This window comes from Streptomyces sp. NPDC051180 (genome assembly GCF_040689545.1).
In the GTDB taxonomy this organism is placed as follows: Bacteria; Actinomycetota; Actinomycetes; order Streptomycetales; family Streptomycetaceae; genus Streptomyces.
Window position 1 is genome coordinate 440476 of sequence record NZ_JBFBBC010000003.1, and the last position, 14582, is coordinate 455057.

A 14582-nucleotide genomic window follows, 5' to 3' on the forward strand; every position below is an offset into this window, starting at 1 on the left:
CACGGCCTCTTGAACGCCATCACCTTTGCCCAAAGCCATTCCATCGAGTGACGGCTCAGCCATACGGATGACGCCCGCCGACGCCCCAACTAGGGTGCGGCGAAGGCGTTCCGGCACTTGGCCCACCGGCATTGCGATGTCGGTGGCGGGTGCCACAGTGGGGGAGTGAGCAACACCGCCACAGGCAGTCCCGTCGAGGGCAGGAGGGGGTGATGTACGGCGTGTCCGGTACCGGTGCCGCTGTCGGCGAGGAGTGGGGTGCGCGCGCCGCGCGCTCCCGGGCCCTCGCCGTCCTCCGTGTCCGTGGCAGGGCACTCGGCCTCGCGGTGCTGCCCGCCGCCGTGGCCGTCGTGCTGTACGCGGGCGGGGTCACCGGCCACTTCACCGGCGCGGCCTGGGACACGGCCCGCTGGGTCGTGACGGTCCTCGCCGTCGTCGTCCTCGTCGCCGCCACGGCCGTCGCCCTCGTCGTCGGCCGGGCCCGTCCGGCCGCCACGCCGACGGTGGAGCTCGCCGAGACCGCCGCCCCCGACCTCTACCGGCTCGTCCGGGAGCTGGCCGACCGCCTCGACGTCCCCGCGCCGGCCGGGATAGCCCTGACGCCCGACTGCGACAGCTGGCTGGAGGACCGCACGCACCGGGCCCACCGCGCCCGGCGGACGGTGTCCGGCGACGGCGCCCCGGTCCTGGTCATCGGCTCCCCGTTCCTGTGGTGGATGCGCGTCGCCGAGCTGCGCGCCGTCCTCGCCCCGGTCGTCGCGGGTACGGGACCTGCCGCGCATCCCGACATAGCCGCGGCCCGCCGCTTCGTCCGCGGCCTCGACGCCGCCGTCGCCGTGCCCGAGAAGCCCGGACTCGATCCGCTGCGCAGGCTCGGCGCCCACGGCGTCGGACGGATCGCCCGCCTGCTGCTGCGCGCCTGCCGCGGGCACGCCGCCGAGATGGAGCGCGGCGTCGCCGCCGCCGGCTCGGAGCGCGCCCAGGCCGTGGACTACGGCGTCCGGATCGTCGCCCAGGAGCAGGTCGGCCTGGCCTACGCGGGCTGGGACCGGCTCCTGACCCGGGTCGCGCTGCCCGCCTGGCGGATGGGCCGATGGCCCGCCAAGCTCGACGCGGGCGTCGTCTCCGCCCTGACCGAGCTCTCCCGCCGCGACCGGCTGGCCGACGGGTTCTCCTCCCGGCTCGGCGAGCGTCCGGCCTGCGACCTCCTGGAGGAGCCGGGCGCGGTCGACGAGGCCACCTCGCTGCTCGCCGCCCGCCTCTTCCACGGCGGCCCGGCCGAGCACGGCCCCGACTGGTCCCCGGTGGAGTGGAGCCAGTACCCGGAGGAGGTCGTCGACCGGAAGTGGCGTACCGACGCGGCCCGGCTGCACCAGGTGCTCGACGGCCTCGGCGTCGCCGCCTCCGCCGCCGGGACCGCCCCCGACCCCGCCGGCCCGACCCTGACCCGCGTGATCGACCACCTGACGACGACCAGGCCCCCGACGGGCACCACCGACCCGACGGCTCCGGACGCCGCTCGGCCGCTCCCCGGCGGCACTCCGGCCGACACCGGTTCGACCGGCACCGGTTCGACCGGCACCGGTTCGACCGGCACCGATCGCGTCGGCACGGCCGAGACCGCCACCGATCCCGCCGAGACCGCCACCGATCCCGCCGGAACCGCTCCCGCCGATACCGCTCAGGCCGATCCCGCCACCGACCCCCACACCGACCTCGATCCCGCGCACCTGGACGACGACGAGCCCGTCAATCCCGCCGCCGAGGCGCTCGCCGGGGCGCTCAGCGCTCTCCTCGTGCGGGAGGAGGCCGCGCGGGAGGCGCGGGTCGCCGCGGCCGAGAGCGCCCGGGCGGCGGAGAAGAGCCGGAAGGCGACGGCCGCGCCTGCGGCGGTCAGCGGCCCCGACGGGCCCCTGCCGCTCTTCCCGCTCCAGCCGCCGCGGACCGGCCGCGACCTGCTCGCCGATCACGTGACGGCGATGGTGTGCTGCGCCGCGGTGGACACGGCGGAGGCCGTGCCGGGGCTCGACTGGCTCGACGGGCCGGCGCTGATCGTCGGCGGCGAGCGGGCGGCGGACCTCGGTCCGAAGGTCCTCGCCCTGGTCGAGGACGGCGACCCGGAACCGCTGAGCCGCTGGCTCGCCCGCACCGGGGTGCGCCCGGAGAAGCCGGTGCGCCTGGTCTGAGCCTCCGACACGGAGGCCCACACCCGGGCGCACGCCCGGGCCCACTCCCGGGCCCACGCGGAGGATCGGCTTCCACTCTCGCCAATTCACGACGAAGGGTGACGGAGTGCGTGCGTTATGTGATGTGCTGGAGACCGTCACTGACAAGGGCAAGAACCAGCGGCACCGACCAGCCGACAAGCCGACGAGCAGGCCAGCCGACCGGGGGAGTCGAGGGAGGGGCGCAGCATGGGGGCGGAGCAGATCAGACGGTGGGAGTCGGGTGCGCTGGCGCACGCCGTGAGCGATCCCTTCGGCCAGGGACCCCTGCCCTGGCTGCGCGGCTCGGACAACTACTTCGACGACACCGGCCAGATGGTCCCCTGGTACGCGGACGAGATCCTGGCCCGGGGCGGCAGGGGCGGCCCGCGCACGGCCGACGACGTCCGCCGTCAGATCAAGGGGTTCGCGTCCGACGGGGCGGTCGCGCCGGGCGAGTCGATCGATTTCCACGTCACGGTGGACCCGCCGCAGCAGTTCTCGGTCGACATCTACCGGATCGGGCACTACGGCGGCGACGGCGCGGCGAAGATCACGACCAGTCCGCGCCTCTCCGGGATCGTCCAGCCGGCACCGCTCACCGCCGACCGCACGGTCTCCTGCCACCACTGGTGGCAGTCCTGGCGGCTGCAGGTCCCGTCGTACTGGTCGATCGGGGCGTACGTGGCCGTGCTGACCACGGCCGACGGCTACCGCTCGCACATCCCCTTCACGGTCCGCGACAACCACCCGGCCGACCTGCTCCTCGTCCTGCCGGACGTGACGTGGCAGGCGTACAACCTCTATCCGGAGGACGGCCACACCGGCGCCAGCCTCTACCACGCGTGGGACGAGGACGGCCGGCTGCTGGGCGAGGAGGAGGCGGCGGTCACCGTCTCCTTCGACCGGCCGTACGCGGGCGCGGGCCTGCCGCTGCACGTGGGGCACGCCTACGACTTCATCCGCTGGGCGGAGCGGTACGGCTACGACCTCGCGTACGCGGAGACCCGTGACCTGCACGCGGGCCGGGTGGACCCGAGCCGCTACCGGGGCCTGGTCTTCCCGGGGCACGACGAGTACTGGTCGGCGCCGATGCGCCGGACCGCCGAACTCGCCCGCGACCAGGGCACCTCGCTCGTCTTCCTGTCGGCGAACACCATGTACTGGCAGGTGGAGCTCGGCCCGTCGCCGTCGGGAGTGCCGGACCGGCTGCTCACCTGCCGGAAGAGGCGCGGCCCCGGCCGGCCCGCGCTCTGGCGGGAGGTCGACCGGCCAGAGCAGCAGCTCCTGGGCATCCAGTACGCGGGCCGGGTGCCCGAACCGCACCCGCTGGTCGTGCGGAACGCGGACCACTGGCTGTGGGACGCGACCGGCGCCGGGGACGGCGACGAGCTCCCTGGCATGGTGGCGGGCGAGGCCGACCGCTACTTCCCGCGCACCGCGCTCCCCGAGCACCAGGGCCGCATCCTGCTCGCGCACTCGCCCTACCGGGACGGCGAGGGTGCCCTGCGCCATCAGGAGACCTCGCTCTACCGGGCCCCCTCGGGCGCCTGGGTCTTCGCCTCCGGCACCTTCGCCTGGTCGCCCGCGCTGGACCGCCCGGGCCACGTCGACGCCCGGGTCCAGCGCGCCACGGCCAACCTGCTCGACCGGATCTGCAAGAGGGACTGACCGGATCCGACGGGTTGCGGGAAGACCTTCGGGAGGTCCCGGGCGGCATCGACCGGGCCCAGGCGCCGACGGCCCGGTCCGGTGCGAGAGAATCAGAGGGCTCCTGGATCAACCTACGCGGAGGAACCGTGTCCGGATTCGTAGAAAAGCCCGAGCCCGTCCAGGTCCCGGGCCTCACCCATCTCCACACGGGCAAGGTGCGCGACCTGTACCGGAACGAGGCCGGTGACCTCGTGATGGTGGCGAGCGACCGCATGTCCGCGTACGACTGGGTCCTGCCCACCGAGATCCCCGACAAGGGCCGGGTCCTCACCCAGCTGTCCCTGTGGTGGTTCGACAGGCTCGCCGACCTGGTGCCGCACCACGTCCTCTCCACCGACCTCCCGGCCGGCGCCCCCGCCGACTGGGCGGGCCGCACGCTGATCTGCAAGTCGCTGAACATGGTGCCGGTCGAGTGCGTCGCCCGCGGCTACCTGACCGGCTCCGGCCTCGTCGAGTACGAGGAGAGCCGCACGGTCTGCGGCCTCGCGCTGCCCGAGGGCCTGAGCGACGGCTCCGAGCTGCCCGCGCCGATCTTCACCCCGGCGACGAAGGCCGCGGTCGGCGACCACGACGAGAACGTGTCGTACGAGGAGGTCGCCCGCCAGGTCGGCGCCGAGACGGCCGCGCTGCTGCGCAGGACGACGCTGGACGTCTACGGCCGCGCCCGTGACATCGCGCGCGAGCGCGGCATCATCCTGGCCGACACGAAGTTCGAGTTCGGCTTCGAGAGCACCCCCGACGGCGACCGGCTCGTCATCGCCGACGAGGTCCTCACCCCGGACTCGTCCCGCTTCTGGCCCGCGGACCAGTGGCAGCCGGGCCGCGCCCAGCCCTCGTACGACAAGCAGTTCGTGCGGAACTGGCTGACGTCGCCGGCCTCCGGCTGGGACCGCAAGAGCGAGCAGCCCCCGCCGCCGCTCCCCCAGGAGATCGTGGACGCCACCCGCGCCAAGTACCTGGAGGCGTACGAGCTCCTGACCGGAAACCGCTGGTCCTAGGAGACGAGAAAGCCCCCCGGTCGAATGACCGGGGGGCTTCTTCATGGAGCGGACGACGAGATTCGAACTCGCGACCCTCACCTTGGCAAGGTGATGCTCTACCAACTGAGCCACGTCCGCATGCGCCGTAGCGCGCTGCTAACTATACCCAACGCCCCGGGTGCTCGTGACACCCTTTTTCCGTGGGCTGCTTCACAGTGGTCGGCCGGCCCTCGGGCAGGGACTTCCGGGGGTACGACGAAGGCCCCGGTTCGTGAGAACCGGGGCCTTCGATCTTCCTGAGCGGACGACGAGATTCGAACTCGCGACCCTCACCTTGGCAAGGTGATGCTCTACCAACTGAGCCACGTCCGCATTGCTGCCGCTCGGCTTTCACCGGGCGGTGCGAGCACCACTCTACCTGATCCACCGGAGTGGTCGGTCGAGCGATGCAGAGCGGGTGACAGGAATTGCACACTGCGCCTTCCCCCTGGAAGGGGGATGTTCTACTACTGAACTACACCCGCACGCTGCGTCGGACTCGGCTTTGCGGCCTTGCCCTTCGGCGTGATCCAGACTCTACCGGATCATCGGGGGTGCAATGCAAATCGCCTCGGGCCGAGGTCAGGGGCCGGGTCGTCGCCCCGGCCCCTGAACGGTCGTTCAGCTCGCCGCGCGGAAGGCTTCGTAGACCCGCTTCGGGATCCGGCCGCGGGCCGGGACGTCCATCTTGTTGGACTGGGCCCAGGCGCGGACCGCCGCCGGGTCGGGGGCGAGGTCGGTGTGGGTGAAGCTCTGCACCGCGGGGCCCCGGCCGGCCGCCAGCCGGGCGGGGAGCTTGCGCCCGGCGGCGAGGTAGGGAGCGAGGGTCTTGCGGAGTTTCTTTGCATTGGCAGCATTCAGGTCGATCTCGTACATCTTCCCGTCAAGGCCGAACGCGACCGTTTCTGCAGCTTCTCCGCCGTCGATGTCGTCGGAGAGGGTGACCACCACACGCTGAGCCACGGATATCGGTCCTTTCCTGCGGCCACCGAGGTCGCGAGGACGCTTGTGGCGCCTCTGACGTGCTGCGATGCCGACCGTACGGCTGTGCCGGGACAATGCTGCTTTCTTCTGGATTCCTTTGTACAGCGGCAGGTGTCGCATTGTGAAGCCCTGCCAATTGTTTCAGCGTGTCCCGGTGCATTGCGGTCCGCAATATTTCACTGGAATTTTGCGTGGGGAGCGCCGGTCCGGCGCGTGGAGGGTGTTCGTGTGGCGCACGTCGCATCGAACCGGCCTTTTGTAGGATCCTTCAGATCTCTACCCGCGTAGAATTTGGAGGCAGGTACGCTGAGGGAACCGCCCACGCAACACACCACCGGGAGTGCCAGTGGCACGCGTCGTAGTCGACGTCATGCTCAAGCCGGAGATCCTCGACCCTCAGGGGCAGGCGGTGCAGCGTGCACTGCCCCGCCTGGGATTCGCCGGAATCGCCGACGTCCGTCAGGGGAAGCGCTTCGAGCTGGAGGTGGAGGGGCCGGTCGACGACGCCGCCCTCGCCCGCATCCATGAGATGGCCGAAACCTTCCTTGCCAACACCGTGATCGAAGACTTCATCGTGAAGGTGGAGTCGTGACCGCACGCATCGGCGTCGTCACGTTCCCCGGAACGCTCGACGACCAGGACGCGCTGCGTGCCGCCCGCCTCGCGGGCGCCGAGCCCGTCTCGCTCTGGCACCGCGACAAGGACCTCAAGCAGGTCGACGCCGTGGTCCTGGCCGGTGGATTCTCCTACGGCGACTACCTGCGGGCCGGAGCCATCTCCCGCTTCTCGCCGGTGATGGAGACCGTCATCGAGCAGGCGAAGGCGGGCATGCCCGTCCTCGGGATCTGCAACGGCTTCCAGATCCTCACCGAGGCCCATCTGCTGCCGGGCGCGATGCTGCGCAACAACCACCTCCACTTCATCTGCCGCGACCAGAAGCTGCGGGTGGAGAACGCGGAGACCGCCTGGACCTCGGACTACTCCGCGGGCCAGGAGATCGAGGTCCCGCTCAAGAACATGGACGGCCGCTACGTCGCCGACGAGCGCACGCTCGACGAGCTCGAGGCCGAGGGGCGGGTGGCCTTCCGCTACCTGGACGTGAACCCCAACGGCTCGCTGCGCGACATCGCGGGCATCACCAACGCCGCGGGCAACGTGGTCGGCCTCATGCCGCACCCCGAGCACGCCGTCGAGCCGCTGATCGGCACCGGCAAGACGGACGGCCTCGGTTTCTTCACCTCGATCCTCAAGAAGCTGGTCAACGCCTGATGAGCCTCGACACCGTCAAGCACGCGAGCGAGACGCCGGACAGCGAGCAGCCCTGGAAGGAGCTCGGCCTCAAGGAGGACGAGTACGCGCGCATCCGCGAGATCCTCGGCCGCCGTCCCACCGGCGCCGAGCTCGCCATGTACTCGGTCATGTGGTCCGAGCACTGCTCCTACAAGAGCAGCAAGGTCCACCTGAAGCAGTTCGGCGAGAAGACCCCCGAGAACGACGCCATGCTCGTCGGCATCGGCGAGAACGCGGGCGTCGTCGACGTCGGCCAGGGGTACGCGGTCACCTTCAAGGTGGAGTCGCACAACCACCCCTCGTACATCGAGCCCTACCAGGGCGCGGCCACCGGCGTGGGCGGCATCGTCCGCGACATCCTCGCCATGGGCGCCCGCCCGGTCGCGGTCGTCGACCCGCTGCGCTTCGGTGCGGCCGACCACCCCGACACCAAGCGCGTGCTGCCCGGTGTCGTCGCCGGCATCGGCGGCTACGGCAACTGCCTGGGCCTGCCCAACATCGGCGGCGAGGTCGTCTTCGACTCCTGCTACCAGGGCAACCCGCTCGTCAACGCCGGCTGCATCGGCGTGATGAAGCACGAGGACATCCACCTCGCCAAGGCTTCCGGCCCCGGCAACAAGGTCATCCTCTACGGCGCCCGCACGGGCGGCGACGGCATCGGCGGCGTCTCGGTCCTCGCGTCCGAGACCTTCGACGACACCAAGCCCACCAAGCGCCCCGCCGTCCAGGTCGGCGACCCGTTCCAGGAGAAGCTCCTCATCGAGTGCACCCTGGAGATCTTCGGGGAGAAGCTGGTCGCGGGCATCCAGGACCTCGGCGGCGCCGGGCTCTCCTGCGCCACGTCCGAGCTGGCCTCCGCGGGCTCCGGCGGCATGCACGTGGACCTGGAGAAGGTCCACCTGCGCGACGCGACGCTCTCGCCCGAGGAAATCCTCATGAGCGAGTCGCAGGAGCGCATGTGCGCGATCGTCGAGCCGCAGCACGTCGACCGCTTCCTGGAGATCTGCGAGAAGTGGGACGTCATCGCGGTCGTCATCGGTGAGGTGACGGACGGCGAGCGCCTGGAGATCTTCTGGCACGGCGAGCAGATCGTCGACGTGCCGCCGCGCTCGGTCGCCCACGAGGGTCCGACCTACCACCGGCCGTTCGCGCGCCCGGAGTGGCAGGACGCGCTCCAGGCCGACGACGCCGGCAAGCTGCCCCGGCCGCAGACCGGCGCCGAGCTGAAGGACCAGGTCCTGAAGCTGGTGTCGTCCCCGAACCAGGCGTCGAAGTCCTGGATCACGGACCAGTACGACCGGTTCGTGCAGGGCAACACGGTCCTGGCGCAGCCCGAGGACGCGGGCATGGTCCGGATCGACGAGGAGACCAACCTCGGCGTGGCCATGGCGACCGACGGCAACGGCCGGTACGCGAAGCTCGACCCGTACACGGGTGCGCAGCTCGCGCTGGCGGAGGCGTACCGCAACGTGGCCGCCTCCGGTGCCAAGCCGCTGGCCATCTCGGACTGCCTGAACTTCGGTTCGCCCGAGGACCCGGCCGTGATGTGGCAGTTCGCCGAGGCCACCCGCGGTCTCGCGGACGGCTGCCTGCAGCTGGGCACCCCGGTCACCGGCGGCAACGTGTCGCTGTACAACCAGACCGGCGAGGTCGCCATCCACCCGACGCCGGTCGTGGCCGTGCTCGGTGTGATCGACGACGTCAACCGCCGCACGCCGATCGCCTTCGCGGAAGAGGGCCAGCTCCTCTACCTGCTGGGCGACACGCGTGAGGAGTTCGGCGGCTCGGCCTGGTCCGAGGTGATCCACCGGCACCTCGGCGGCATGCCGCCGGCCGTGGACCTCGACCGGGAGAAGCTGCTCGGCGAGATCCTGATCTCGGCGTCCCGCGACGGCATGATCGACGCGGCGCACGACCTGTCCGACGGCGGTCTGGTCCAGGCGGTCGTCGAGTCCTGCCTGCGCGGCGGGAACGGCGCGCGGCTGGTCGTCCCCGAGGGTCTGGACACCTTCACGTTCCTCTTCAGCGAGTCGGCCGGCCGTGCGGTCGTCGCCGTCCCGCGCAGCGAGGAACTCCGCTTCACCGACATGTGCGGTGCGCGCGGTCTGCCGGCGACCCGCATCGGTGTCGTCGACGGTGACGCGGTCGACGTGCAGGGCGAGTTCGCGCTCTCCCTCACGGAGCTGCGCGAGGCGCACGAGGCGACGATCCCGGCCCTGCTGGCCTGACGCCCCGGCTGTACGCGACAGCCCCCGCCCTTCCCGGGCGGGGGCTGTGCGCATTCAGCCGGCCGTATCCCAGAAGGCGTCGGACTGGGCGATGTCCTCGACGCACTCGTCGATGTCGGAGATCTTGCCGCCCATGATGGTGAAGACGAGCGCACCCTTCATCTCGATGCCGCGGTCACCGCGTTCGGCGTAGAACTTGTTGGAGGCCACGGCGTGGCCGCGTCCGTCGACGGTGATGGAGTCCAGCTCGACGCGCATCTTGCCGCCGGTGAGCTCGAACATCTTCCTGTACATGGCGAGGACGTTGTCCCGGCCCTTGTAGTGCCCGGATATCTGGCTCTCGCCGGGCGAGTGATGCGTACAGTCCGCCGTCATCAGGGTGCCGACGGTCTCCATGTCTCCCTTGGTCCATGCGTCGAATCCCCGTCGGACCAAGGCTGCGTCAGGGTGCTCGGTCATGGCCGATCGGCCCCTCTCCGTACGGATGGGTGTGCTGCGGACGGGCCTCCCCCTCCAGTCTCCGACTACCCTCGCCCCCATGCCACCGGCCAAGAAGCGCAACCGTAGTTACGACTCCGCCAGGACCAGGGCCGCCGTGCTCGCGCAGTTCGCGCACGTCCGCACGGCGGTGGAGAAGCTCTCGCCCGAACAGCTCGACGGGCCGACGCGGCTGGGGGAGTGGACGGTGAGGGATCTGGCGGCGCACGTCGCGTGGATGGTCGACTCGGTGCCGCTGCTCATGGAGGCCCCGGAGCGGGGGAAGGACCGGCTCGCGCTGCTCGACTGGCCGTCGGTGACGGAGGGGGGCGCGGGGCGGATCGACGAGCACACCCGCGGCATCGACGCCTCCGACCTGCCGGGGCTCTACGCGCGCGTGGCGGACGACTACGGGCGGGCGATGGCGGACGCCGACGACGAGCGTCTCCTGCCCGTGAGTTTCGGCGCCATGACCCTCGCGGACTTCGTCGTCACCCGGACCGTCGAACTGGTCGTGCACACCGACGACCTGAACGCGGCGACGGGCGCCGGCATCCCGTACGACCGCCAGGCCCTGGCCGCCTGTACGCGGCTGCTCGCCGACGCGCTCGCGGCGAAGGCGCCCGGCGGGGCGGTGGAGGTCCGGATCCCGCCGTACGCGGTGGTGCAGTGCGTGGAGGGCCCGCGTCACACACGGGGCACCCCGCCCAACGTGGTCGAGACGGACCCGCTGACGTGGGTCAGGCTCGCGACGGGCCGGGCGGAGTGGGCGGCGGAGCTGGACGCGGCCCGGGTGAGCGCGAGCGGCGAACGGGCGGACCTCGGCGCCCTGCTGCCCGTGATGGCCTGATCGTCAGGGCACCTCCTGGGGGTTGTCGGCTCGGCCTGATCGTCAGGTCACCTCCTGGGGGGACGACGCCCCTCCGGAACCGTTCGGCGGGGCGGCCCGTCAGACCTGCATGCCGAAGACACGCGCACTCGTCGTCCTGGTCCCTCTTCTGCTGCTCCCCGCCTGCGGTACGGAAGGAGGGGCGGGCTCCGGCTCCGGCGCGGACACCGTCCGTCCGGACGTGCCGGTGGCCGGCACCTCCTGGACGGTGGACGCCGTCACGGTCGACGGCCGCAGGTCCGCCGCGCCCGACGGTGCGCGTCTCGACTTCGGGAAGGACGGCCGGGCCCGGGGGAACACCGGCTGCAACACGTTCGGCGCCGCCGTCGTGGTGCAGGGCGGCGGGGTCACCGTCACGCCGCAGGAGGTCACCGAGATGGGGTGCGCCGCCGACCGGCAGCGCTTCGAGCAGGAGCTCCTGAAGGCCCTCTCGGGCCGGCTGGAGGCGACGACGAAGGACGACACCCTGCGCCTGGAGTCGTCCGACGGCCGCAAGGGCCTGGAGCTGACGGCGGAGCCGCCGGCCGAGCTGCGCGGCACGACCTGGAAGATCGACGGGCTGGTCTCCGGGACGAGCACGGCCTCGCTGCCGGCGGGGGGCGAGGGCAAGGCGCGGCTGGTGCTGGGCGCGGACGGCCGGATGTCCGGGAACCTGGGGTGCAACAACTTCTCGGCGAAGGCCCGGGTCGACGACCGGACGCTCACGGTCGAGGGTCCGGCGGCGACGACCCGCATGATGTGCACCGGCCCGCAGATGGAGCTGGAGACGAAGCTGTACGCGCTCCTCGACGGCCCGCTGACGTATCGGCTGAACCACCGAACGCTGACCCTCACGGACGCCTCGGGTGAGGGGTTCACGGCGACGGCGGCCACCTCCTGAGGGGGCGGTGACTGCGAACTCCGTCACATCGCGAGGGTGCTCCGGGCCTGGTACGAGCGTCCGCTCGTCGGGGGCCCGGAGGCGGAATCCCTTCGCGCGCCTGCTTCGTAGGCCCCTCCAGGCCAAAGATGATCATTTCGTGCGATCGCACGAGTGGGGAGGGTCCTGCTTTTCCTCAATTCGGACCAGTGGTCGAGCCCGTCTACACTCGGGAACGTGCCACGTGGTGACGGTCGACTCAATCACGATCTGCTTCCCGGCGAGAAGGGCCCCCAGGACGCTTGCGGCGTCTTCGGCGTCTGGGCTCCGGGTGAAGAGGTCGCAAAGCTCACGTACTTCGGGCTCTACGCCCTCCAGCATCGGGGCCAGGAATCCGCGGGAATCGCGGTCAGCAACGGCTCCCAGATCCTCGTCTTCAAGGACATGGGCCTCGTGTCCCAGGTCTTCGACGAGACCTCTCTCGGTTCCCTCCAAGGTCATATCGCGGTCGGTCACGCCCGCTACTCGACCACCGGGGCATCCGTGTGGGAGAACGCGCAGCCGACGTTCAGGGCAACCGCCCACGGCTCGATCGCGCTCGGCCACAACGGAAACCTGGTGAACACGGCGCAGCTCGCCGAGATGGTCGCCGACCTTCCCAAGAAGGAAGGCCGGACCACTCGTGTGGCGGCCACCAACGACACCGACCTCCTGACGGCGCTCCTCGCCGCGCAGGTCGACGAGGACGGCACGCCGCTCACCATCGAGCAGGCGGCCGCGAAGATCCTCCCCGACGTCCGGGGTGCCTTCTCCCTCGTCTTCATGGACGAGCACACGCTCTACGCGGCCCGTGACCCGCAGGGCATCCGCCCGCTGGTCCTCGGTCGTCTGGAGCGCGGCTGGGTGGTCGCCTCCGAGTCCGCCGCTCTCGACATCTGCGGTGCCAGCTACGTCCGCGAGGTCGAGCCGGGCGAGATGATCGCGATCGACGAGAACGGCATCCGCACCTCGCGATTCGCGGAAGCGAAGCCCAAGGGCTGTGTCTTCGAGTACGTGTACCTGGCTCGCCCGGACACGGACATCGCCGGCCGGAACGTCTACCTCTCCCGCGTGGAGATGGGCCGCCGCCTCGCCAAGGAGGCGCCGGTCGAGGCCGACCTGGTGATAGCGACTCCGGAGTCGGGCACCCCGGCCGCCATCGGATACGCCGAGGCGTCGGGGATCCCCTTCGGCGCCGGCCTGGTGAAGAACGCCTACGTCGGGCGCACCTTCATCCAGCCCTCGCAGACCATCCGCCAGCTCGGCATCCGGCTGAAGCTGAACCCCCTCAAGGACGTCATCAAGGGCAAGCGCCTGGTGGTCGTCGACGACTCGATCGTCCGCGGCAACACCCAGCGCGCCCTGGTCAAGATGCTCCGCGAGGCCGGCGCGGCCGAGATCCACATCCGGATCTCCTCGCCGCCGGTGAAGTGGCCCTGCTTCTTCGGCATCGACTTCGCGACCCGCGCGGAGCTGATCGCCAACGGCATGTCGATCGAGGAGATCGGCAAGTCGCTGGGCGCGGACTCGCTCTCGTACATCTCCATCGACGGGATGATCGAGGCGACCACCATCCAGAAGCCCAATCTCTGCCGTGCCTGCTTCGACGGCGAGTACCCCATGGAGCTTCCGGACCCGGAGCTGCTGGGCAAGCAGCTGCTGGAGACCGAGCTGGCCGCCGGCCCGGCCGCCACCGCGGCCTCCGACGCCCTGCGTCGCCCGTAAGACCCCGCTGCAGCCGCCGTGCGAGCAGTCACGACACGAAAGTTCTGAACCCATGTCTCAGACCCCCAGTGCCGCAGGCGGCGCCAGCTACGCGTCCGCGGGCGTCGACATCGAGGCGGGCGACCGCGCCGTCGAGCTGATGAAGGAGTGGGTGAAGAAGACGCAGCGCCCCGAGGTCCTCGGCGGCCTCGGCGGTTTCGCCGGCCTCTTCGACGCCTCCGCCCTCAAGCGCTACGAGCGTCCGCTCCTCGCCTCGGCGACCGACGGCGTCGGCACCAAGGTCGACATCGCCCGCCAGATGGGCGTGTACGACACGATCGGCCACGACCTGGTCGCGATGGTCATGGACGACATCGTCGTCTGCGGTGCCGAGCCGCTCTTCATGACCGACTACATCTGCGTCGGCAAGGTCCACCCCGAGCGGGTCGCCGCCATCGTGAAGGGCATCGCCGAGGGCTGTGTCCTGGCGGGCTGCGCCCTCGTCGGCGGCGAGACGGCGGAGCACCCGGGCCTCCTCGGCCCGGACGACTTCGACGTCGCCGGCGCCGGCACGGGTGTCGTGGAGTACGACCGGCTGCTCGGCGCCGACCGCATCCGTTCGGGGGACGCGGTCATCGCCATGGCCTCGTCCGGTCTTCACTCCAACGGGTACTCGCTCGTGAGGCACGTGGTCTTCGACCGCGCCGGCATGACCCTCGACCAGCAGGTGGAGGAGCTCGGCCGGACCCTCGGCGAGGAGCTCCTGGAGCCTACGAAGATCTACTCGCTGGACTGCCTGGCCCTCACCCGGACCACGGACGTCCACGCGTACAGCCACATCACGGGCGGCGGCCTCGCGGCCAACCTGGCCCGGGTGATCCCGGACGGCCTGCACGCCACGGTCGACCGTTCGACCTGGACCCCGGGCGCGATCTTCGACCTGGTCGGCAAGGCCGGTCAGGTGGAGCGCCTGGAGCTGGAGAAGACGCTGAACATGGGCGTCGGCATGATGGCCGTCGTCCCGGCGGAGTCCGTGGACGCGGCGCTGACGACGCTGGCCGACCGCGGGGTCGAGTCCTGGGTCGCGGGCGAGATCACCGAGCGCGGGGCGCACACCACCGGCGCCGAGCTGGTCGGGGACTACGCCCGGTAGGTCGGACACGGCACGACGTGACG

General features: G+C 71.1%; 12 protein-coding genes and 3 tRNA genes. 10 read left to right on the forward strand and 5 right to left on the reverse strand.

The genetic code is table 11. The features are described 5' to 3' along the window. Positions 1-212: 212 nt before the first annotated feature. The 3 genes from AB0424_RS08790 (at position 213) to AB0424_RS08800 (ending at position 4915) form a co-directional block, all read left to right on the forward strand. Positions 213-2186: a hypothetical protein gene (locus AB0424_RS08790; RefSeq protein ID WP_366303286.1), complete on the forward strand. Its 1974-nt coding sequence runs from the start codon at positions 213-215 to the stop codon at positions 2184-2186. Between the two features lie 228 nt (positions 2187-2414). Then, positions 2415-3875 carry a N,N-dimethylformamidase beta subunit family domain-containing protein gene (locus AB0424_RS08795; RefSeq protein ID WP_366303287.1) on the forward strand — a complete coding sequence of 487 codons (1461 nt, stop codon included), beginning with the start codon at positions 2415-2417 and terminating at the stop codon, positions 3873-3875. A gap of 128 nt (positions 3876-4003) precedes the next feature. Then, a complete protein-coding gene (locus AB0424_RS08800; RefSeq protein ID WP_366303289.1) occupies positions 4004-4915 on the forward strand; it encodes a phosphoribosylaminoimidazolesuccinocarboxamide synthase in 912 nt (303 codons plus the stop codon). Positions 4916-4959: 44 nt separating this feature from the next. Here AB0424_RS08800 and AB0424_RS08805 read toward each other — a convergent pair. From AB0424_RS08805 to AB0424_RS08820, 4 genes are all read right to left on the reverse strand, one after another. Then, positions 4960-5035, reverse strand: a tRNA-Gly gene (locus AB0424_RS08805). A 161-nt stretch (positions 5036-5196) separates the two neighbouring features. Further along, positions 5197-5269, reverse strand: a tRNA-Gly gene (locus AB0424_RS08810). 80 nt (positions 5270-5349) lie between these two features. Then, a tRNA-Gly gene (locus AB0424_RS08815) sits at positions 5350-5421 on the reverse strand. Between the two features lie 136 nt (positions 5422-5557). Further along, positions 5558-5899, reverse strand: coding sequence for an Lsr2 family protein (locus AB0424_RS08820; protein WP_366303291.1), 342 nt, complete (start codon positions 5897-5899; stop codon positions 5558-5560). Between the two features lie 367 nt (positions 5900-6266). On the opposite strand from AB0424_RS08820, the gene purS reads away from it, so the two are divergent. The 3 genes from purS to purL are packed head-to-tail and all read left to right on the forward strand — an operon-like array spanning position 6267 to position 9438. Then, entirely contained in the window at positions 6267-6512 is a 246-nt protein-coding gene (gene purS, locus AB0424_RS08825; protein ID WP_017240564.1) for a phosphoribosylformylglycinamidine synthase subunit PurS, read from the forward strand. Then, positions 6509-7189: a phosphoribosylformylglycinamidine synthase subunit PurQ gene (purQ, locus tag AB0424_RS08830; RefSeq protein ID WP_030760273.1), complete on the forward strand. Its 681-nt coding sequence runs from the start codon at positions 6509-6511 to the stop codon at positions 7187-7189. The genes purS and purQ overlap by 4 nt, the downstream gene beginning before the upstream one ends. Next, positions 7189-9438 carry a phosphoribosylformylglycinamidine synthase subunit PurL gene (purL, locus tag AB0424_RS08835; RefSeq protein ID WP_366303293.1) on the forward strand — a complete coding sequence of 750 codons (2250 nt, stop codon included), beginning with the start codon at positions 7189-7191 and terminating at the stop codon, positions 9436-9438. The genes purQ and purL overlap by 1 nt, the downstream gene beginning before the upstream one ends. A gap of 54 nt (positions 9439-9492) precedes the next feature. On the opposite strand, the gene AB0424_RS08840 is transcribed toward purL, so the two are convergent. After that, complete coding sequence (locus tag AB0424_RS08840) at positions 9493-9897, reverse strand: nuclear transport factor 2 family protein (protein ID WP_366303295.1); 405 nt, start codon at positions 9895-9897, stop codon at positions 9493-9495. Positions 9898-9976: 79 nt separating this feature from the next. Here AB0424_RS08840 and AB0424_RS08845 point away from each other — a divergent pair, with 79 nt between their 5' ends. The 4 genes from AB0424_RS08845 (at position 9977) to purM (ending at position 14559) form a co-directional block, all read left to right on the forward strand. Beyond that, positions 9977-10765, forward strand: a complete 789-nt coding sequence (locus tag AB0424_RS08845) for a sterol carrier family protein (RefSeq protein WP_366303297.1) — start codon at positions 9977-9979, stop codon at positions 10763-10765. A 109-nt stretch (positions 10766-10874) separates the two neighbouring features. After that, complete coding sequence (locus AB0424_RS08850) at positions 10875-11684, forward strand: META domain-containing protein (protein WP_366303298.1); 810 nt, start codon at positions 10875-10877, stop codon at positions 11682-11684. A 216-nt stretch (positions 11685-11900) separates the two neighbouring features. Further along, positions 11901-13427, forward strand: coding sequence for an amidophosphoribosyltransferase (gene purF, locus AB0424_RS08855; RefSeq protein WP_366303300.1), 1527 nt, complete (start codon positions 11901-11903; stop codon positions 13425-13427). A 52-nt stretch (positions 13428-13479) separates the two neighbouring features. Next, positions 13480-14559 carry a phosphoribosylformylglycinamidine cyclo-ligase gene (purM, locus tag AB0424_RS08860; RefSeq protein ID WP_366303302.1) on the forward strand — a complete coding sequence of 360 codons (1080 nt, stop codon included), beginning with the start codon at positions 13480-13482 and terminating at the stop codon, positions 14557-14559. The last annotated feature ends 23 nt before the right edge of the window (positions 14560-14582 follow it).